This is a genomic window from Burkholderia sp. GW821-FHT14F03 (assembly GCF_058803765.1).
The window spans coordinates 83,938-103,265 of sequence record NZ_JBXAPG010000012.1; the positions used below are offsets into that span (position 1 = coordinate 83,938).

Genomic DNA, 19,328 nt, shown 5'->3' on the forward strand with positions numbered 1-19,328 from the left:
CCAAGCGCCGGGCAGCGGATGGCCGATGGCTCACCGAGCGGATGAGCGAATGTCCGGGCCGTCGTCGAAATGAAGTTCCCCGGCGACCGCTACGGTCCTGACCAGAAAGACGACTACATCGAAATCGCAGGCGGCCCGTCGAAGTTTGTCCACCTCGGCGCGGCCGATTTCGGATGCGGCGACGACGACGGCCAGAAGCAAACCTCGCGCTCGAGGCAATCCGCGCGACAATCCGAACTTGACGACTTGTTCAACGGCAACAGCAGCGCGCCTGGAGGCCCGTCGCCCCCGCCTGTGCCCTGCCCCGGACCTGGGCCGTCTTCTCCTATACACGCCGGCCCGTTTTAACGCCATGACGAACGACGAGATTGCAGCTTGGGCGAAGGATCCGCAACGCGCGGACACCATGCCATTCGGGCTTTACGAGCCCGCGCATCAAAAAGCGATTACGGGTGCCGCCCTAGTCGTGCGGGGCGTGCTCTACTTCCGCAACGGCTTCACCCCCGAGGTTCGCCAAGCGCTGGTGCGCTGCTTTAAGCAGTACAGTGCTGCGATCGAGGCGTATCAGCACGCAGTCGAAAAGGCGACCGGCCAGACACCGTCGAAGTTGGGGCCGCTGCGCTGGTTCTATTCCGAGGGAGAAGAACCGATCCAGTACGATAAGTCGCCTGGATTCGAAAGGCTCGCGACGAGCGTCCCCGCCGATGAGACCCTCGCGGTCGCGATGACCAGCGCCGACCACAAGCTCGCCGCAGGGTTCTATGAGTTCACGGTGTTCGCGCTTAGCGAAAAGAAGGCTGCGCGGAAACGCGGGCTCGACGGGCTGGCCTTCACAGTGCCGCGAGCATTTATCGCACACCGCCCCGACGTATTCGAAGCAATGTTCCGCGCGTTCGCTGAAGCGCTGCCGACAGTCAATGGCCATGGCGGGCTAGCCGTGAACGTCCCTCCGATGGGGCGTCGGCCGAACGAAGCCAGCGAGTATTTCTACGCGCGCCGCTTCGGCCCTGGCATCGACGTCGGCGACCCAATGCGCTCGACCATCCGCAAGCTCTACACGAAGATCAAAACAGTTGACTGGCTCAATGCGCTCGATGCGGACTTGGTCGCGGCTGTCGGCGGCGCATCGGCCCTGGGACTCCCGCCAGATTGGTTCGCCCGTATTCCGCTGAGCAACGGAGGCTTAATCATTCAGGCCGGCGTCGCACCACAGTCCGGCGTATCCAATGGACCAGGCATCCCCGTATCGCCACCCGCCGCGTACGTCATTCTGAATCGTGCACTGCGGCAGATCATCGCGGATGACGTCGATACCCTGCAAGACGGAACACTGGACAGTACTGCACCTCTGCTCAATACGGTCGTAGCAACCGAAAGTTGGCTGCGCCGGTTCAACGTACAAGACGATCAACTCAATGGCTTCTGGGTCGAGCTACATAAGACGCCGAAGCTGCGCGGCGAAACTGCGTGATTTGAAACCGGAGAGCGGCTTGTTATCGACCATACGCAACGACCCGCTGGCTTCAGTGGGTGTCGCTTACCGACCCACTCCGGTCCCTCACAGCATCTTGGGACGGACGGCGGCTGTCGAGCGTAGAGCGGCCATCCGCCTGATCCTGGCCAGCACGCGCCTCTTTACCACCGCATTGCCAAGGGGCAACCGGCGCGTCGATGATCTTGCCACCAGATCAGTCAGTCCTCGCATTAAAGGCCGGTGAGTCATCAACTCCCGTTCGCCAGCGTCTGAACAGTCCTATCTCCGGAACGGACAGTCTCCGAGACCAAGCGGCTCATCGCCGCTACCCTTGACTTCTATCGCGTTGCTTTGATGGGCCTGGGGTGACTTTATGCGTTTTCTCTGAGGGCACGGTGAGGTTGGTACGAAAAAAATCTATGACCTGTTTTTCCGCAAATTGAAAAGACGCAAGTTGACGCAGCACGCTTGGATCGAGAATCTCCGCTACGCGATGCCGTGCGGCCTCCGGACTGAACCTTCGCCGGTGCCTTCCTGTCACCTCGGCTGCCGCCGTTAGTGAATCGAACAGTTTGCTCTTGGGGTCCGCGAGCCCTTCAACGGCAGCGGCTTTGGGGAGCTTGAGTGGGGTACGTCCATCAGGATTGCCAGCGGCTGAACGGATCGCCAGTTCGTCCAGCAGCAACCAGCTTTCGGTCATCCGCACCGGTACAAGGCAAATATGCGGAGGGTGCTGGGGCGCAGACTCCGCCAGCGCCGTCTGGATTTCTTGAACGCGGGTTTCAAGAGGCTCGCGCTCCGCATCTCGATGAATAAAAAGCAGATCGCATGGAAAAAGCTCGATTACCCGAGGAAGCCTGGCGTTGAGTGCACCTGAATGAAGTCCGTCGGCGAACAGCGTTCGATGGGGAAACGGGCTCCACTTGTCCAAGAGAAACTGGACAATAGGCAGCAGAGTCCGATCCGATGTGCCATCAGTAAGTAGCGTTACTGTCAGAGTTTTCATATATAGGCCATGCGATCAGGCACTTCGAAAAAGATCCAGTGTCTCAATCGGCGGCAAATGGTCCACAACGTGTTTAGGACCATTGTTCCTTGACCTCGCTCGCATGCCAGAGAGGTAGGCGTGCAACTCGCCCCGTGTGATAAATCCTGAATCGGACGCGCTTGGCGCGCGCGCGCGCCAAGTCCCGCCAATAGGCTTAAAGTTTGCAAACGAGGCCCCGTGCAGGCGCAAGGATTCAGCAAAGAGCAATTCGTCGTCTAAAAGCTCAGCTACGACCAGTGGCGAATGTGTATTAATGATGACCTGTCGCAACGAATGCTGAACGGCAAGCTCCTCTCCCGACAAGTCGGCATCGGAAAGTTCCTTGACCAAGCGAAGCATCTCAGGAATGCGCAAAGGATGGATGCCGTTTTCAGGTTCTTCCAAGCACACCAGCCCTTTGGCATCTGGATCGCTGGCCAGCACTGCAAGTACGAGGAACCGAAGCGTGCCGTCCGACAATGAACTCGCGGGATACGAACGACCATCGCTCATCTTCACCAATAGTGTGCGCTGCTGCCTCGTCTCATCGGTATCTACATCCAAGGCCGTCACTCCGGGGATCAAATCGGCCAATCGATTCGCAATATCGCTGTACCTACCTAAACGGAACAAAGTATTGGGCATATGCTTCCCCGTGGGGGAAAGCGATGCGTCGTCAAACACATCGTCCGGCGCGCGCAATGCCGAAGGCTCCAATTGCAACATACGCCACGACTGCATTTCTCTGCGGGCAGCCAAGGCCGTCGGGTGTGATGACAGATTAACGCCGGAAAGAATAGTTTGCGGACTCTTGCGGGCGGATATCTTCTGAGGTTGCCCGCCGCTACGGTCGCTGCGCAGCAAGATTGTGATGTCCGAATCCTTGCTGTCGGTTTCGATGAATGGAGACGTACGTGGCCCAGGTCCAAAGATCAGCTTTTTATTCTTAGCGAGATCAGCACCGACGTTGAACGTAAGGAATTTATGCGCTTCACTGGACGGCTTCGCACGTAATTCTTCGCGTTCGATGTGGATCGGATCTTTTGAAGAACCAAGTGTCGATTCAGTATTGAGGCGAAGCACCAAGGAGTATTCAAGCAAGGTCGCCGTAGGCTTGACATTGCGGTCGAAATCATCGACAACGTCATTTGGGACGATCATCTCCGCAAGAAATTCCATTCGGAGTTCTTTCTCCCCCTTTTCATGGAAAAATAGTGACTCGAATTCTGACGCCCGGCCATGTGTACCGCGCACATTGCTGCATGCCTTGAGAATCGGCATGGATGCCAAATCGCACAAGAAAGTGATTGCATCGAACAGATTCGATTTCCCCACACCATTGGCACCGGCAATGCATGTGAACAGACCGAACTGAATGTCGATCTCCCGAAGATTCTTGAACCCGACGACTTTCAAACGAGTCAGCATGATGTTCCTTGGCCGATTTGCAGGGCGATGAGCTGACGTGACCACCCAAGTAGTCCGTGACAGCTTCTAACAGAATTCCACCGTAGGCAGCCCTAGTGAAAAACAGGGAGATTACTATCATTGCGAAAATTTTACATCCTGTGGACTTGCCTTTTCATCACCGGACAAACGGTATGCCTCATGCCGCCCCGAAAAGCCTGTGAACAAATCGCCGCGTCGTGACGGACGTCCGCTTACGGATTGCCAACGACGTTTGACTGTCCGCGCGATGTTGTGGGCGAATGCCCCGTACTAGCCGCCAGCCGTCGCTTGTCATCTCCAGCATCTGGCCGATGGGCTATCTTCGCACGGGCTCGCCGGCCCCCATCCCAGGAAACAAGGCGTCGCTCAAGCCTTCGTCCGCAGCACGACAATGCCCGGCGTATCCCTCACATAGTCGAGGAAGGGCGTATCCACGACGCTCATGTTCGCTTGCCTCGATGACGCATTCCGGAATACCGGCTCTGCGCTCGTCTGGATAAAGAAGCCAACGTGCGTCACATCGAGCCCTTCGGTCTTTGCGTAGATGCCGATGAAATCACCGCTCCGCAGTTGCCCGACGACATGCGCGTCGACGTATTCGCCCGGGATGTAGACGACCGTCCGGGCCCTGACCGGCAAGCCCGGTAGATAAGTACCGCCATCGGCCTTGAGGTTCAGTTGCTTGTCCACCGAGACCGCGTGCGCGCTCAGCGTCGCCGTGATGTCATCGGCGAGCACCGGGATCCGGTCCGACCAGTCCGTGAAGAAATGACGCCGCGTGGCAAAGCCGACCTGGCCGTCCACGTAGCGGGTCGAGATCAGGCTGTCGGTGAAGCTCTGCGTCGCGCTCGTTCTCCGGATCGCCTCGACGTAGTCGAGATACGTGAAGCAGTCCAGCCCCCTGAAATCGATGACCAGCCGCTCCGGCGCATCGGGCGACCCGACCAGCATGCCACCTTGATAAGGCGTATCGAGAAACTCGCGTGACACGATATCGATGACGTCGGCGACGCTGGCGTGCCGGTTCAGCGCCCGTAATGTCAGCAAGGTCTGAAGCTTGGTCGAGGTGATCGCGTCGAGACCGGCCGGTGCGACTCGCGCGTGATCCACGTGGCCGGCCGGGCTGATCGGCGAGGCCGGTTCGTTGCCGCCGCAGGCCGCGAGCGTCAACATCAGGGCGCTCGAAAGAATCGTCTTGCTCAGCACAGCACATCATCCTGTTCAGTTGACACGGCGTGCTCCCGCCCCACCCATGCGGAATCGTCCGCTTCCAACGGGAGCACGAATGCTCGGGCGACGAAAAGATCGACCGGTCCAACCTTTTTCCATCGGAGGATCGGCCCTTCGGGCCGGTGCGATATCAGCCGTACGCGCGCACGGCTGACTGACGTGAAGCCGCTGCCGGACCTGTCGCGGCGGCGCAAGCGCGATCAAACTTCCTCGCTTGCTAAGTCCACCAAATCATTTTCCGGATGGATGCCCGAGCTGGCGTCATTGTAGTGTCGAATTATCCCGAGGTCTTATGTTTATGCCCTCTTGCCCGGATCAGGACGCGCGGCGCGCCCGACAACGGGCATTCAATAGGATTTCGGCAAGCCCAGTACTTTTTCCGCGATGAAACACAGGATCATCTGCGGACTGACGGGCGCAATTCTCGGGATCATGCACTCGCGCAAATAACGTTCGACGTGATACGCCTTCGCGTAGCCCATCCCGCCCAGGGTCGCGAGCGCGGTCTGGCACGCCTGGAACGCCGCTTCCGCCGCGAGGTACTTCGCCGCATTGGCCTCCGCGCCGCACGACGCCTGCGCGTCGTAGCAAGCCGCCGCCTTCATCACCATCAGCCACGCCGCCTCCAGCTGCATCCACGCGAGCGCGAGCGGATGCTGGATCGCCTGGTTCTGTCCGATCGGCCGGCCGAACACCACGCGTTCGCCTGCGTAGCGCGTCGCGTGCCGCAGCGCGACCTGCCCGAGCCCCGCCGCGATCAGGATCCGCTCCGGATTGAGTCCGTGCAGCAGATATCGGAAGCCCTCGCCCTCGACGCCGATCCGGTCCGCCGCCGGCACGCGCAGTTCGTCGATGAACAGCAGGTTCGAGTCCACCGCGCGACGGCCCATCTTCTCGATCTCGCGAACTTCCACGCGCGCGCGATCGAGCGTCGTATAGAACAGGCTCAGGCCCTCGGTCGGCTTCGCGACCTGTTCGAGCGGCGTCGTGCGCGCGATGATCAGCATCCGGTCCGCGACCTGGGCGGTCGAGATCCAGATCTTGCGGCCCGTGATCAGGTAATGGTCGCCCGCCCTCACCGCCCGGGTTTTCAGATGCGTGGTGTCGAGCCCGGCGTCGGGCTCGGTGACGGCGAAGCACGCCTTCTCCTTGCCCGCGATCAGCGGCGGCAGGAAGCGCCGCTTCTGTTCCTCGGTGCCGAACACCTGCACCGGATTCAACCCGAAGATGTTCACGTGCACCGCCGACGCGCCGGACAAGCCCGCGCCCGACGCGCTGATCGTGCGCATCATCAGCGCCGCCTCGGTCATGCCGAGCCCCGCGCCGCCGTATTCGGGCGCCATCGCGATGCCGAGCCAGCCGGCCTCCGCGAGCGCCGCATGAAACGCGTGCGGAAACCCGCCCTCGCGATCGCGTTCCAGCCAGTAGTCATCGTCGAAGCGCGCACATATCCGCGCGATCGCGGCCTCGATCGCGCGCTGGTCGTCATTCAGCGTGAAGTCCATCCGTGCCTCCCTGGAAACCGTCGTCACCGCGCAACCCGAGGGGCGCGGGCAGCGCCCCGAACACCTCCGGCTCGCGTTCGATGAGTGCGGGCGGCGGTCAGGGCGCCATTGGAATCGACATTAAAATTCCCATGCATGAATTTATATTTATATTCAGGACTTGTGAAGTCAAGTACGCGGAGCCGGCGTCCGGGCCCGATGCCACACGCAGTTCGCGCCGCCCCGCGAATCGCCTTGAGTCCTCGAATACGTTCGCGCACAATGTCGGCGCTGCACCGCATGCGAACGGAACGGCGTCTTCCGCGCCGCGCGCAGTCCGCATCCCGGAACCTAAAAAAACCAAGAACACGCACCGATGCCTACCGAGACAAAACCCATCCTGAACGGCCCGCGCGTCACGCTGCGGCCGCTGACCCGCGACGACGCGCCCGCGATGTTCGCGTCGCTCGACGATCCCGAACTGCGTCGCCTGACCGGCACGCATGCCTCGCACAGCCTGGAAGACGTGACCGCGCATTGCGCGCGGCTCGAAGCCAGCCCCGACCGCTGGGACTACGGCATCGTCGTCGACGGCCGGCTGATCGGCGAAGTCGTGCTCAACGATTTCCAGGCGGCCAATCGCAGCACGTCGTTCCGGATCGGCATCTGGGATCCTGCGGCGCGCAATCAGGGATACGGCTATGAAGCGACGCGCCTGCTCGTCGAGTTCGCGTTCGAGGCGCTCGGCGTGAACCGGGTCGAGCTGGAGGTCTTTTCGTTCAATCCGCGCGCGCGGCGCGTCTATGAGAAAGCGGGCTTCCGCGTCGAGGGCGTGCGGCGCGAGGCGCTGATCTGGGAAGACCAGGTGGTCGATTCCGTGCTGATGGCGCAGTTGCGCCGCGATCGCGCGACGCACGAGGAAGCGGCGCAAGCCTGAATCCGGCCGACGGGTTCACTCCCCTGGGCAGACCCGGTGGTCGATTCCGTGCCGATGGCGCAGTTGCGCCGCGCCCGCGCGACACATGAGGCATCGGCGCAAGCCTGAATCCGACCGGCTCGCCCCCGCGCGACGCCCCTCACCGCCGCGCAAACGCTCAGCCCCGCACCAGATCCTCCGGCGCGCAGCACAGCGCGCCCCACGCCTGCGCGAGGCGTTCGCCGCGTCCGAGCCTGAGCGACGCGTCGTCGAAGTCGACCCACACGATCTGGTCGACCTGGGTCGGGCGGGCCGGGGTTTCCTGGCTGCGCCCGTCCGACAGCACCCACAGCCAGCGCTGCTGCGCGGGCTGCCGGCGCGCGGCCTGCGCGAGCACGCGCTGGGCCGCCGCCACGCCGCGCGCGAGCGGCGTGCCGCCGCCGCCGCCGACCGGCGCGAGCCAGCGCGCATTCCACCAGCGCGGCACGGCCGGCCCGAAACGCTGCTCGGCCGTCTCGCCGCCGAAGCAGACGAGCGCCACCGTCTCGCGCCGGCGCGCGGCGCGCTCGAACAGCGCGACGATCAGCCCTTTCGCGCGCGCCAGCCGTTCGCCTTCGAGCATCGACGCGGAACAGTCGAGCAGGAAACAATGCAGCACGCCGCCGCGCGCCGCGTAGGGCCGATAGCGCAGATGCGCGGCGCGCAGGCGCTCGCCGCGCCGCGCGGCCAGGGTGGCCGGCCATGCGATGCGCGCGCCGGGCCGCCCGTGCGGATCCGGCGTCACGCCCTTGCCTGCGCGCCATCGAAGACCGCTGCTCGACGCAGCGGCGGCATCCGTTCGATGGCTCAGCGTTTTTTTAGCGGCAGCGGCACCACGCCCTTCACCGTTGCGGTCGCAACCGGTTCGGGCGGCAGATAACCCCAATCGCCCTCGCCGCCCGCCGGTCCGGCCTCGGGCGGCTCTCGGTCCGGCTCGTCCTGCCCGTGCGCGTCGTTCGGCATCGCGGCCGGCTCGCGCGGCGGCGCGGACGGCGCGGGCGGCACGCCGCGCCGATGCCGCAACACCTCGGCCGCGACCCGCTCGACGTGCGCGACGTCGATCGCCGCCGCGCCTTCGAGCGCCGCGAGCGCGCGCGCCGCGCGCAGCATCACGAGGTCGCCGCGCAGGCCGTCGATCGCCGCCTCGATGCACAGCGCGCTGACGCGCGCATGCACCGCCTCGTCGAATTCGAGCGCGGGCAACGCCTCGCGCGCCGCGCGCAGCCGTTCGGCCAGCGCCGCCTGCGCATCGCGCCGCCCCGCGCAAAAACCTTCCGGGTCCGCGTCGAATGCGAGCCGCGCCTTGACGATCGCCTGCCGCTGCCCGCTCTCAAAGCAATTGTCGAGTTCCACCATCAGGCCGAAGCGGTCGAGCAGTTGCGGGCGCAACTCCCCTTCCTCGGGATTCATCGTGCCGACCAGCGCGAAGCGCGCCGCGTGGCGATGCGAGACGCCGTCGCGCTCGACCGTGTTGACGCCGCTCGCGGCGACGTCGAGCAGCGTGTCGACGAGCGCGTCGGGCAGCAGGTTGATCTCGTCGACATACAACACGCCCTGGTGCGCGCGCGCGATCAACCCCGGCGCGAACCGCACCGCATGGTCGGCGAGCGCGCTCGCGAGATCGAGCGTGCCCGTCACCTGCTCCTCGCTCGCCGACAGCGGCAAGGTGACGAAGCGGCCCTCGGGCAGCAGCGCGGCGAGCGCGCGCGCGGCGGTCGACTTCGCGGTGCCGCGCGGCCCGCTGATCAGCACGCCGCCGAGCCCCGGGTCGACGGCGACGAGCAGCAGCGCCTGCTGCAGCGCCGCCTGGCCGACCAGCGCCGTGAACGGAAACACCGGGCGCGCGGCCTCGGCGTGGGCGGGATGCGTCATCGTCGGATTCCTTCCAGATGCTGTTCGGTCGCGAGCAGGTGCGCCTCCACCGTCTCGCGGTAGGCGCCCGGCTGCTGCCAGAGGCCGCGCTGCATCGCTTCGAGCAGCCGCTCGCAGATGCCGTGCAGGGCCTGCGGATTGTGTTCGCGCAGGAACGCGCGGGTGGCGGGATCGTTCAGGTAGGCATCGGTGACGAGCGCGTACTGGTGATCGGCGATCACGCGCGCGGTCGCGTCATAGCCGTACAGGTAGTCGACGGTCGCCGCGATCTCGGCCGCGCCCTTGTAGCCGTGCCGCTTCACGCCGTCGATCCATTTCGGATTGACCACGCGCGAGCGGACCACCCGCGCGATCTCCTCGCGCAAGGTGCCGACCCGCGGCGCGGCCGGATTGCTGTGGTCGCCGTGATAAAGCCCCGGCTGGCGCCCCGAGCGGTGCCGCACCGCGGCCGCCATGCCGCCCTGGAACTGGTAGTAGTCGTTCGAGTCGAGCAGGTCGTGCTCGCGATTGTCCTGGTTCTGCACCACCGCGTCGATGCTCGCGAGCCGCGCGCCGAACGCATCGTGCGCGGCCTCGCCCGCGCTGTTCTGCGCATAGGCGTAGCCACCCCAGGTCTGGTAAGCGTCGGCGAGATCCGCGTCGGTCTGCCAGCGCCGCTCGTCGATCAGCTGCTGCAGCCCCGCGCCGTAGCCGCCCGGGCGCGCGCCGAACACGCGCCAGCCCGCGCGCCGGCGCGCCTCGTCCGGCGCGATGCCGCGCGCGGCCAGCGCGGCCGCCTCGCGCGCGATCCGCGCGCGCACCGGATTCAGGTCCTCCGGCTCGTCGAGCGCCGCCACCGCCTGCACCGCCGCGTCGAACAGGTGCATCAGGTTCGCGAACGCATCGCGGAAGAAGCCGGACACGCGCAGGGTCACGTCGATGCGCGGCCGGTTGAAGATCTCGATCGGCAGGATCTCGAAATCGGTCACGCGATGGCTGCCGTGCGCCCACTTCGGCCGCACGCCGAGCAGCGCGAGCGCCTGCGCGACGTCGTCGCCGCCCGTGCGCATGGTGGCCGTGCCCCATACCGAGAGCCCGACCGCGCGCGGATAGTCGCCGTGCTCCTGCAGGTGCCGCTCGACCAGCTGCTGCGCGGACTTGAGGCCGATCGTCCAGGCCGCCTGGGTCGGCACCGCGCGGGTGTCGACCGAATAGAAGTTGCGGCCCGTGGGCAGCACGTCGGGCCGGCCGCGCGACGGCGAGCCGCTCGGCCCCGGCGGCACGAAGCGGCCGTCGAGCCCGCGCCGCAGTTGCGTCAGCTCTTCCGGGCCGCAAGCATCGAGGCGCGGCAGCAGCGTGCCCGCGAGCCGGTCGAACACGGCCTGCGCACGCGGCCAGCGCGCCGCGAACGCGGCGCTGCCCGGCGCGGGCTCGGCGGATGCGTCGCACTCGGCCTCGTCGTCGCCGCACAGCCGCGCGACCTGGCGCGCGGCCAGCCATTCGAGCCGCTCCCGCGTATCGCCCGCATGCCGCCACGGCGCGTCGCCGAACGCCAGCAGTTCGGCCGGCCGCGGGCCGGTCCACGCCGCGGCCCAGTCGGCCGCGAGCGGATCGAAGTCGCCGAGCGCGAGATCGCGCGCGAGCGCGCCGATCAGCCCCGCGTTCGCGCCCGCGCCGTCGCCGCTCGGAAAGCGCGCGAGCGCGAGCAGCGTGTCGCGCCGCTGCCGCCCGCGCGGCGACGCGCCGAAGGTATGCAGCCCGTCGCGGATCTGCGCTTCCTTCAGCTCGCACAGCCACGCATCGACGCGCGTGAGCAGCGCATCCTCGCCGCCCGGGTCGCGCGGCGCCTCGATGCTCAGTTCCTCGTGCAGGCGGTGTTCGACGATGGTCGCGAGGATCGTCTTGCGCAGCAGCTTCGCGCGGCGCGCGTCGACCATCAGCGCCTCGTAGTATTCGTCGACCTGCCGCTCCAGGTCCTGCAGCGGCCCGTAGTTCTCCGCGCGCGTGAGGGGCGGCATCAGGTGGTCGATGATCACCGCCTGCGCGCGCCGCTTGGCCTGGCTGCCCTCGCCCGGATCGTTGACGATGAACGGATACAGGTGCGGCAGCGGCCCCAGCGCGAGGTCCGGCCAGCAGGCGTCGCTGAGCGCGACGCTCTTGCCCGGCAGCCATTCGAGATTGCCGTGCTTGCCGAGGTGGATCACCGCGTCGACGCCGAACGCGTCGCGCAGCCAGAAGTAGAACGCGAGATACGCGTGCGGCGGCACGAGGTCCGCGTCGTGATAGCTCGCGTAGTCGTCGCCGTCGCGGGTGCGCGCAGGCTGGATGCCGACGAACACGTGTCCCGCGCGCCAGCCCGCGATCGTGAAGCGCTCCCGGCGCAGCGTCGGGTCGGCCTCGGGCGGCCCCCAGCGGGCGTTCAGCGCGTCGCGCACCGCCTGCGGCAGGCGCGCGAAGCGCGCGCGGTAGTCGTCGAGCGCATAGCTCTGGAACGCCGGGCGCAGCGCGCGCCGCGCCGGATCGTTGGTCACGCCGGCCGTGAGGCGCGCGATCAGCGCGTCGCCGTCGGCCGGCAGGTCCGCGACCCGATAGCCGGCCTCGCGCAGCATCGCGAGCACGCCGAGCGCCGAGGCCGGCGTGTCGAGCCCGACGCCGTTGCCGATCCGCCCTTCGCTCATCGGATAGTTGGCGAGGATCAGCGCGACCCGCTTGTCGGCGTTCGCGCGCGTGCGCAGCGCGCACCAGCGGCGGCTCAGCTCGGCGACGAACGCGATGCGCTCCGAGTCCGGCTGGTAGCGCACCACGTCGACTTCGGTGTGCGGACAACGATAGGCGAGCCCCTTGAAGCTGATCGCGCGCGTGATGATGCGCCCGTCCACCTCGGGCAGCGCCACGTGCATCGCGATGTCGCGTGCGTGCAGCCCTTGCGGATCGGCCTGCCAGGCGTCGCGATTGCCGCCCGACAGGATCACCTGCAGCACCGGCGCGTCGCCCGCGAGCGCGGGGGGCGCCGGATCGTCGAGCGCGCCCGCCGCGAACGCCGTGGTGTTCAGCACGAGCGCGACCCGATGCTCGGCGCACAGCGCGTCGAGCACCGCGCGGCTCAGCGTATCCTTCAGCGACGTCACCGCGATCGGCAAGGGATTGAGCCCTTCCCGTTCGAGCGCCTCGCACAGCGCGTCGAACACCGCCGTGTTGGCGGCCTGCCAGTGCGCGCGATAGAACAGGATCGCGACGACCGGCGCGCCGGGCCGCCAGCGCGCGCGCCAATCCTCGCTGGTCGGGTGCGGATGGTCCGGGTGGTACAGCGCGGCGGCCGGCAGCGGGCGCGGCGGCGGCGGCTCCGCGCCGTGGCCGAGCGCGTGGTGCGCGATGCTGCGCAGCAGCGCCTCGGCGTTCTGCGGGCCGCCCTCGCGCAGGTAGCGCCACCACTGCCGGCACAGCGCCGGATCGACGGTGCTTTTCGCGATCAGGTTCGGGTCTTCCTGCAGGTCGCCCGAGAACATCGCGAGCGACTGCCGCGCGCGCGCGGCGAGCGCGACCGCCTGCTCGATCCCGTACGGCCAGTAGCTCTCGCCGCCGAGGTGGTCGATCACGACGACGCGCGCGTGGCGCAGCACGTCGTCGAGGTAGAAATCGACCGACGCGGGCTGGCGCAGGAACGTCACGTTCGCGAGCCGCACGCTCGGAAAGCCCTCGCCCAGCCGCGGCACCGCGGCCGCGAGCAGCGACAGCGTCGTGTCGGCCGAGCTGAGGATCACGATGTCGGCCGGACGCTGGTCGATCCGGATCACGCCCTCGGTGTCGTCGACGAAGCCGCCCGGCGTGGTGCGCAGCAGATGCATCGGTGCGTTACGCCTGTTGCGGCTCGGCCGCGAGCGCCGCGTCCAGCGCCCGCTGCAGCTCGGCCTGGTCGAGATCCTCGCCGATCAGCACGAAGCGGCTCAGGTCCGCCTCGCCGTCCGCCCAGCGGCGGTCGAAGTAGCTGTCGAAGCGCCGGCCCACGCCCTGGATCACGAGCCGCATCGGCGCGCCGGGCAAGGCCGCGAAGCCCTTCGCGCGGTAGATCGCGTGGTGCTCGACCAGTTGGCGCAGCGCGTTGAGCGCGGCCTCGCGCGAGCCGACGCGCGCCTCGACCGTCACCGAGTCGAACGCGTCGTGATGATGATCGGCGTCGTCGGCCGAGCCGTGGTGATCGTGGCGCAGGTGGATGGTTTCCTCCGACGCGGCCTCGATGCCGAGCAGCGTCGCAAGATCCAGCTCGCCGCGCTGCGCGTGCACGATCTTGACCTGCGGCGGGATCTCGTCGCGGATCAGCGCCTCGACCGCGCCCAGGTGCGCGGGATCGAGCAAGTCGGTCTTGTTCAGGATCACGAGGTCGGCCGCCGACAGCTGGTCGGCGAACAGCTCGTGCAGCGGCGATTCGTGGTCGAGGTTCGGATCGGCGCGGCGCTGCGCGTCGACCGCGCCAGGATTCTCCGCGAACTGGCCGCTCGCCGCGGCCGGACCGTCGACCACGGTCAGCACCGCATCGACCGTGAAGCTGTTCTTGATCGACGGCCAGTTGAAGGCCTGCACGAGCGGCTTCGGCAGCGCGAGGCCCGAGGTTTCGATCAGCACGTGGTCGATCTCGTCGCGGCGCTCGACGAGCGCCTCCATCACCGGGTAGAACTCTTCCTGCACCGTGCAGCACAGGCAGCCGTTCGCCAGCTCGTACAGCGTGCCGGCCGTTTCGCCCGCCGCGTCCTCGCAGCCGATTCCGCAGCCCTTGAGGATCTCGCCGTCGATGCCCAGCTCGCCGAACTCGTTGACGATCACGGCGATGCGCCGGCCGCCCGCGTTCGACAGGATGTGACGCAGCAGCGTGGTCTTGCCGCTGCCGAGGAAGCCGGTGACGATGGTCACGGGAATTTTGCGCATCTGCATGATGGAGTCCGTCGAAGGTAGTCGAATGAGAAGGAAGCGGGATGGATCGCGCGGCCTCAGGAGGCGAGCGTCACGTCGATCCGGTCGTAGCCCTTGAAGCGGTAGATCAGCGCGGACACGAGCCAGCTCAGCAGGAACAGCGCGATCACGCCGTAGCCGAGGATGCCGAAGTGATCCGACAGCATGCCGATGAAATCCCAGAAGCCGCCCTTGAGCGCGAGCTTGTCGGCGATCAGCGCGAGCGCCTCGATGCCGCCGATCAGCACGGCCACCAGCACCGAGACGAAGGTGATCGTCATGTTGTAGTAGAGCTTGCGGATCGGCCGCACGAACGCCCAGCGATACGCGCCCATCATCAGGATGCCGTCGGTGGTGTCGACGAGCGTCATGCCGGCCGTGAACAGCACGGGCAGCGCCATCACCGACCAGAACGACATGCCGCCCTGCGCCTGGGTCGCGGAGATGCCGAACAGCGCGATCTCGGTCGCGGTGTCGAAGCCGAGCCCGAACAGGAAGCCGACCGGATACAGGTGCCAGCTGCGCGACACCACGCGGAACACCGGCCGGAACAGCCGCGCGAGCACGCCGCGCCGGTTCAGCAGCAGGTCGAGGTCGGCCTCGACGAGCGGCTCGCCGCGCCGCACCGCGCGGAACGTGCGATGCACCGACACCAGGATCAGCAGGTTCGCGAACGCGAGCAGCAGCAGGAAGAACGCCGACACGCTCGTGCCGATCACGCCGCCCCATTCCTTCATGCCGTCGAAGCGCGTCGCGAGCGACGCGGCGGTCAGCGCCACCGCGACCGACAGCAGGATCACCACGGTCGAGTGGCCGAGCGAGAAGAACAGCCCCGCGCCGAGCGGGCTCTTGCGCTCCTGCATCAGCTTGCGCGTGACGTTGTCGATCGCCGCGATGTGATCGGCGTCGACCGCGTGGCGCAGCCCGAACGTATAGGCGAGCAAGGCGGTGCCGAGCAGCACCGGCTGGCCGTGGAACGCGGCGAACGCCCACAGCCACGCGCCGATGTTGAACGCGATCAGCAGCGCATAGATGCCGACGATCTTGGCGCGCAACTCGGCCGGGCTGTCGTTGAAGAGACGGAAAAAAGCCTTGAGCATGGTGCTTCCCTGTGCGAACGGTCGACCCTGGAGCGCGCCGGCACGCCGCCGTCGTGTCACGCCGGGCATCGCGCGGGCGATGGCGGCGGGAACGATCGAGGCCGCCTGACGGCGCTCGGCATGACGCGGCCGTGGACAATGCGCCGCCTCCCCGCGGCGCTGAACCCGATGTCTCGGCCGGTATCCGGGCTGGCGAACACGCCGCTTCGCCTTCCCGGGCGCACGCGTCCAGTGGCGGATCCGCGCGCCGGGCGGCGCGCGTCGAAGCGGGCGGTGCATCGCTCGCGCGATGCGTTCGCTTACCGTTGCGGGGGCAGCACAGGTTGGCGGCGGCCGCGATGCGGCGACGCGCCCTGTTTCCCGTTTAACTGCGCGCGAAGATCCCGCGCGCGAGCACCAAAACGCCTGCGAGTGTAGGTGGGGGGGCCCGGCGCGTCAAGGCGCGGCGGGCGCATCCGGCGTGTGCGGCGGGCCGCCCCGGGATGGGGCATCGCATGACGGGCCGTCCCATAACGGGCCGTCCCAGCCGTCGAGGTACTTGGGCAGCGCGTCGTCGAGGTCGAGCACGCGTACGCGATAGAACAGATGCATGGTGGGCCGCAGCGCGGCGGGCAGCGCGCCGTCGTGCGCGCGCATGAACAACGCGTTCGGCACCACTCGCATCCCGAGCCGGTTGGTGCCGTAGAGCACATCGCCGCAGCGGCGGCAGAAATGGCGCGCCATGCGCTTGGTCGGATGCGCGTGGCGGCCGAGCGCGTCGCCGTCCGCATCGACCGCCATGCACGCGGCGTCCCACGCGGTCGCGGCCCAGACCACCACGCCGTAGAACAGGCGACAGGTCTCGCAATGGCACAGTGCGGCCGCGGCCGGTTCGCCCTCGAAGCGCAGGCGCACCGCGCCGCAGGCACAACCGATCTGTCGGGTGAAGCTCATCGAATCTCCCTGTTCGTCATTGTCATCGTCATTGGCTGCGTCGCGCCGCGCTCCAGGGGCCGGATCGGACGCGCGCCTATGCTATCGTATGCGCGCGTCTGGTGCCCGCGTGCGATGTCCTTCGCGCGCAGTTAAACGGGAAACAGGAGGCGGCTCGCGCCGCCCGGCCTGTGCTGTCCCCGCAACGGTCAACCGCCCGCGCGCGCCCGTGTCGGCGTGCGCAGGCGCCGCTCCATGCCACTGTCCGACCTCGGGCGGGAAGGCGGCGGCGCCCCGGCGGCCAGCCCGGATACCGGCCAGCGCACGGGGCGAGCGCCGCTCGCCGAACGCCCGGCCCGCGAGGGAACGGTCCCGGGCGCTGAATTCCGCCGGCCGCGCGCCGGCGTTTCGCTTCGATCGACTGATGACTCACCTGCTTTCGCGCCGCCCCGCTTTCTCGTCCGGGCCGCGCCGCGCATGACGACGCGGCTCGCGGTCGGCATCGGCTGCCGCGCCGGCGTGACGGCCGACGCGATCGACGCGGCGATCCACGCCGCGCTCGCCTGCGCGCCCGGCGCGACGGCCGCGCAGATCGCGGTCGTCGCCACCGTCGAGGACAAGGCGCGCGAACCCGGCCTGCTCGCCTGCTGCGCGCGCCGCGGCTGGCCGCTCGCCGGCTTCCCGCGCGCCGCGCTCGCCGCGCGGCTGGCCGCCGCGTCCGCGCACGATTTCAGTGCGCCGTCGGCCGCCGCGCGCGCGCGGCTCGGCGTCGACGGCGTGTGCGAACCGTGCGCGCGGCTCGCCGCGCACGGCGCGGCGCTGCGCGTGCGCAAGCTGCGTCACGCCGGCGTGACGGTCGCGCTCGCCGGCCCGTTCTGACTTTTCCTCCTTCCTCACAGGACCGTTCCGATGAAAACCGATCCCGAATCGCATCAGCGCATGACCGAACGCCGCCGCGCCGGCCACGAGAAAAAACAGGCCGCCGCGACCGTCGAGAAGGGCCTGCTGATCGTCCACACCGGCAACGGCAAGGGCAAGAGCACGGCCGCGTTCGGCATGGCCGTGCGCGTGCTCGGCCACGACATGCGCCTCGGCGTCGTGCAGTTCATCAAGGGCGCGCTGCACACCTCGGAGCGCGACTTCCTCGGCGCGCACGCGCAATGCGATTTCGTGACGATGGGCGACGGCTATACCTGGAACACCCAGGACCGCGACGCCGATGTCGCGACCGCGCGCAAGGGCTGGGACGAGGCGTGCCGGATGATCGCCAGCGGCGCATACCAGATGGTGATCCTCGACGAGCTGAACACCGTGCTCAAGTACGAGTATCTGCCGCTCGACGAGGTGCTCGCGACGCTCGCGGGCCGCGCGAGCGAGCTGCACGTCGTCGTCACCGGCCGCCACGCGCCCGATGCGCTGATCGAGGCCGCCGACCTCGTGACCGAGATGCGGCTCGTCAAGCACCCGTATCGCGAACAGCACGTGAAGGCGCAGCGCGGCGTGGAATTCTGACGCGATGGCCGCCTGTCCCGCGCTGCTCGTCAGCGCCCCCGCGTCCGGCCAGGGCAAGACCTCGGTCACGGCGGGGCTCGCGCGCCTGCATCGGCGGCTCGGCCGCCGGGTCCGGGTATTCAAGGCCGGCCCGGACTTCCTCGATCCGATGCTGCTCGCGCGCGCAAGCGGCGCGCCCGTCTACACGCTCGACCTCGGCATGGTCGGCGCGCACGCGTGCCGCGCGCTGCTCGCGCGGGCCGCGCGCGACGCGGACCTGATCCTGATCGAAGGCGTGATGGGGCTCTACGACGGCACGCCGAGCAGCGCGGACCTGGCGCGCGCCTGCGACGTGCCGGTGGCCGCCGTGATCTCCGGCAAATCGATGGCGCAGACCTTCGGCGCGGTCGCGCTCGGGCTCGCGCGCTTCCAGCCGGGCCTCGCGTTTCACGGCGTGCTGGCGAACCACGTGGGTTCGGCGCGTCATGCGCAGTTGCTGCGCGACGCCCTGCCCGCCGACCTGCGCTGGCTCGGCCACCTCGCGGCCGATGCGGCGCTCGCGCTGCCCGCGCGCCATCTCGGGCTGCACCAGCCCGACGACATCGCCGATCTCGACGCGCGCCTCGACCGCGCGGCCGACGCGCTGGCCGGGACCGCGCTCGCGGCGCTGCCGCCCGCGATCGACTTCGATGCGCCCGACGATGCGCCGGCGCTCGACCCGATGCTCGCGGGCCGGTGCATCGCGATCGCCCGCGACGCCGCGTTTTCGTTCGTCTACCCGGCCAATCTCGACCTGCTCGAAGCGCTGGGCGCGCGGCTCGCTTTCTTCTCGCCGCTTGCCGACGAGACGCTGCCCGACGCATGCGACGCGCTGTACCTGCCGGGCGGCTATCCGGAACTGCATGCGGCTCGGCTCGCCGGCAACGCGCGCAGCACGGCCTCGATCCGCGCGCACGTCGCGGCCGGGCGGCCGGTGGTGGCGGAATGCGGCGGCCTGCTCTATCTGTGCGACACGCTGACCGGTGTGGACGGCGCGACCACGCCGATGCTCGGCCTGCTGCCGGGCCACGCCACGATGCAGCGGCGCTTCGCGGCGCTCGGCATGCAAACGCTCGACACGCGCTGGGGCGCGCTCGCCGGGCATGCGTTCCATTACTCGCGCTTCGCCACGCCGCTCGCGCCGGCTGGCGTCGCGCACCGGCCCGGCGGGACGGACGACGCGACGCCCGCGCCCGGCGAGCCGCGCTACCACCACGGCCCGATCCACGCGAGCTACATGCATGCGTATTGGCCGTCGAATCCGCGCTGCGCGGCGGCGCTGTTCCGCGGAGAGATACTCTAGGCCAACGCCGAACGCAGCGGCGTCAGCGCCTCGGGCCTCCTGCCCGCCCGTCGGCCCACGAACATCGCG

The 19,328-nt window shown here is 68.0% G+C and carries 16 protein-coding genes and 2 riboswitches; of the genes, 5 read left to right on the top strand and 11 right to left on the bottom strand.

The window, feature by feature from the left end; translation table 11 throughout:
* Positions 1–30: 30 nt before the first annotated feature.
* On the bottom strand, positions 31–201 hold the full coding sequence (locus AC1RQF_RS10405; protein ID WP_492871972.1) for a hypothetical protein: 171 nt from the start codon (positions 199–201) through the stop codon (positions 31–33).
* A 151-nt stretch (positions 202–352) separates the two neighbouring features.
* Between AC1RQF_RS10405 and AC1RQF_RS10410 the strand changes: the two genes are divergently transcribed.
* The gene (locus tag AC1RQF_RS10410) at positions 353–1,471 is read left to right on the top strand and encodes a DUF3396 domain-containing protein (protein WP_492871973.1); all 1,119 of its coding nucleotides are present in this window, start codon (positions 353–355) and stop codon (positions 1,469–1,471) included.
* A 328-nt stretch (positions 1,472–1,799) separates the two neighbouring features.
* Here AC1RQF_RS10410 and AC1RQF_RS10415 read toward each other — a convergent pair whose 3' ends face one another.
* The 4 genes from AC1RQF_RS10415 to AC1RQF_RS10430 all read right to left on the bottom strand — a co-directional run bounded on the left by AC1RQF_RS10415 (position 1,800) and on the right by AC1RQF_RS10430 (position 6,685).
* The gene (locus tag AC1RQF_RS10415) at positions 1,800–2,480 is read right to left on the bottom strand and encodes a hypothetical protein (RefSeq protein WP_492871974.1); all 681 of its coding nucleotides are present in this window, start codon (positions 2,478–2,480) and stop codon (positions 1,800–1,802) included.
* A 15-nt stretch (positions 2,481–2,495) separates the two neighbouring features.
* Positions 2,496–3,929 carry an AAA family ATPase gene (locus AC1RQF_RS10420; protein ID WP_492871975.1) on the bottom strand — a complete coding sequence of 478 codons (1,434 nt, stop codon included), beginning with the start codon at positions 3,927–3,929 and terminating at the stop codon, positions 2,496–2,498.
* Positions 3,930–4,316: 387 nt separating this feature from the next.
* Positions 4,317–5,156 carry a DUF1460 domain-containing protein gene (locus AC1RQF_RS10425; RefSeq protein ID WP_274003253.1) on the bottom strand — a complete coding sequence of 280 codons (840 nt, stop codon included), beginning with the start codon at positions 5,154–5,156 and terminating at the stop codon, positions 4,317–4,319.
* 371 nt (positions 5,157–5,527) lie between these two features.
* Complete coding sequence (locus AC1RQF_RS10430) at positions 5,528–6,685, bottom strand: acyl-CoA dehydrogenase family protein (protein WP_492871976.1); 1,158 nt, start codon at positions 6,683–6,685, stop codon at positions 5,528–5,530.
* Between the two features lie 355 nt (positions 6,686–7,040).
* Between AC1RQF_RS10430 and AC1RQF_RS10435 the strand changes: the two genes are divergently transcribed.
* Positions 7,041–7,601: a GNAT family N-acetyltransferase gene (locus AC1RQF_RS10435; RefSeq protein WP_274003257.1), complete on the top strand. Its 561-nt coding sequence runs from the start codon at positions 7,041–7,043 to the stop codon at positions 7,599–7,601.
* A gap of 157 nt (positions 7,602–7,758) precedes the next feature.
* Here AC1RQF_RS10435 and AC1RQF_RS10440 read toward each other — a convergent pair whose 3' ends face one another.
* The 6 genes from AC1RQF_RS10440 to AC1RQF_RS10465 all read right to left on the bottom strand — a co-directional run bounded on the left by AC1RQF_RS10440 (position 7,759) and on the right by AC1RQF_RS10465 (position 16,447).
* Complete coding sequence (locus AC1RQF_RS10440) at positions 7,759–8,364, bottom strand: vWA domain-containing protein (RefSeq protein WP_492871978.1); 606 nt, start codon at positions 8,362–8,364, stop codon at positions 7,759–7,761.
* A 62-nt stretch (positions 8,365–8,426) separates the two neighbouring features.
* Complete coding sequence (locus tag AC1RQF_RS10445; protein ID WP_492871979.1) at positions 8,427–9,491, bottom strand: ATP-binding protein; 1,065 nt, start codon at positions 9,489–9,491, stop codon at positions 8,427–8,429.
* On the bottom strand, positions 9,488–13,315 hold the full coding sequence (cobN, locus tag AC1RQF_RS10450) for a cobaltochelatase subunit CobN (RefSeq protein WP_492871980.1): 3,828 nt from the start codon (positions 13,313–13,315) through the stop codon (positions 9,488–9,490). Before cobN ends, AC1RQF_RS10445 begins: the two co-directional genes overlap by 4 nt.
* A 7-nt stretch (positions 13,316–13,322) precedes the next feature.
* On the bottom strand, positions 13,323–14,396 hold the full coding sequence (gene cobW, locus AC1RQF_RS10455; protein WP_274003265.1) for a cobalamin biosynthesis protein CobW: 1,074 nt from the start codon (positions 14,394–14,396) through the stop codon (positions 13,323–13,325).
* A gap of 56 nt (positions 14,397–14,452) precedes the next feature.
* Positions 14,453–15,514, bottom strand: a complete 1,062-nt coding sequence (locus AC1RQF_RS10460; protein ID WP_274003266.1) for a HoxN/HupN/NixA family nickel/cobalt transporter — start codon at positions 15,512–15,514, stop codon at positions 14,453–14,455.
* A gap of 158 nt (positions 15,515–15,672) precedes the next feature.
* Positions 15,673–15,930: riboswitch (cobalamin riboswitch) on the bottom strand.
* A gap of 19 nt (positions 15,931–15,949) precedes the next feature.
* Positions 15,950–16,447: a GFA family protein gene (locus tag AC1RQF_RS10465; protein WP_274003267.1), complete on the bottom strand. Its 498-nt coding sequence runs from the start codon at positions 16,445–16,447 to the stop codon at positions 15,950–15,952.
* A gap of 81 nt (positions 16,448–16,528) precedes the next feature.
* A riboswitch (cobalamin riboswitch) is annotated at positions 16,529–16,762 on the top strand.
* A 141-nt stretch (positions 16,763–16,903) separates the two neighbouring features.
* Between AC1RQF_RS10465 and AC1RQF_RS10470 the strand changes: the two genes are divergently transcribed.
* From AC1RQF_RS10470 to AC1RQF_RS10480, 3 genes are read left to right on the top strand one after another with little or no spacing between them, the layout of a single operon-like run.
* The gene (locus AC1RQF_RS10470; RefSeq protein WP_274003268.1) at positions 16,904–17,305 is read left to right on the top strand and encodes a cobalamin biosynthesis protein; all 402 of its coding nucleotides are present in this window, start codon (positions 16,904–16,906) and stop codon (positions 17,303–17,305) included.
* A gap of 30 nt (positions 17,306–17,335) precedes the next feature.
* On the top strand, positions 17,336–17,938 hold the full coding sequence (gene cobO / locus AC1RQF_RS10475) for a cob(I)yrinic acid a,c-diamide adenosyltransferase (protein WP_274003269.1): 603 nt from the start codon (positions 17,336–17,338) through the stop codon (positions 17,936–17,938).
* Between the two features lie 4 nt (positions 17,939–17,942).
* Entirely contained in the window at positions 17,943–19,259 is a 1,317-nt protein-coding gene (locus AC1RQF_RS10480; protein ID WP_492871981.1) for a cobyrinic acid a,c-diamide synthase CobB, read from the top strand.
* Positions 19,260–19,328 lie beyond the last annotated feature (69 nt).

Bases quoted from the DNA above. Each gene is read 5' to 3' on its own strand.
- AC1RQF_RS10410 (WP_492871973.1), top strand. From the start codon at position 353: ATGACGAACGACGAGATTGCAGCTTGGGCGAAGGATCCGCAACGCGCG.
- AC1RQF_RS10415 (WP_492871974.1), bottom strand. From the start codon at position 2,480: ATGAAAACTCTGACAGTAACGCTACTTACTGATGGCACATCGGATCGG.
- AC1RQF_RS10420 (WP_492871975.1), bottom strand. From the start codon at position 3,929: ATGCTGACTCGTTTGAAAGTCGTCGGGTTCAAGAATCTTCGGGAGATC.
- AC1RQF_RS10430 (WP_492871976.1), bottom strand. From the start codon at position 6,685: ATGGACTTCACGCTGAATGACGACCAGCGCGCGATCGAGGCCGCGATC.
- AC1RQF_RS10435 (WP_274003257.1), top strand. From the start codon at position 7,041: ATGCCTACCGAGACAAAACCCATCCTGAACGGCCCGCGCGTCACGCTG.
- AC1RQF_RS10445 (WP_492871979.1), bottom strand. From the start codon at position 9,491: ATGACGCATCCCGCCCACGCCGAGGCCGCGCGCCCGGTGTTTCCGTTC.
- cobN (WP_492871980.1), bottom strand. From the start codon at position 13,315: ATGCATCTGCTGCGCACCACGCCGGGCGGCTTCGTCGACGACACCGAG.
- cobW (WP_274003265.1), bottom strand. From the start codon at position 14,396: ATGCAGATGCGCAAAATTCCCGTGACCATCGTCACCGGCTTCCTCGGC.
- AC1RQF_RS10460 (WP_274003266.1), bottom strand. From the start codon at position 15,514: ATGCTCAAGGCTTTTTTCCGTCTCTTCAACGACAGCCCGGCCGAGTTG.
- AC1RQF_RS10465 (WP_274003267.1), bottom strand. From the start codon at position 16,447: ATGAGCTTCACCCGACAGATCGGTTGTGCCTGCGGCGCGGTGCGCCTG.
- AC1RQF_RS10470 (WP_274003268.1), top strand. From the start codon at position 16,904: ATGACGACGCGGCTCGCGGTCGGCATCGGCTGCCGCGCCGGCGTGACG.
- cobO (WP_274003269.1), top strand. From the start codon at position 17,336: ATGAAAACCGATCCCGAATCGCATCAGCGCATGACCGAACGCCGCCGC.
- AC1RQF_RS10480 (WP_492871981.1), top strand. From the start codon at position 17,943: ATGGCCGCCTGTCCCGCGCTGCTCGTCAGCGCCCCCGCGTCCGGCCAG.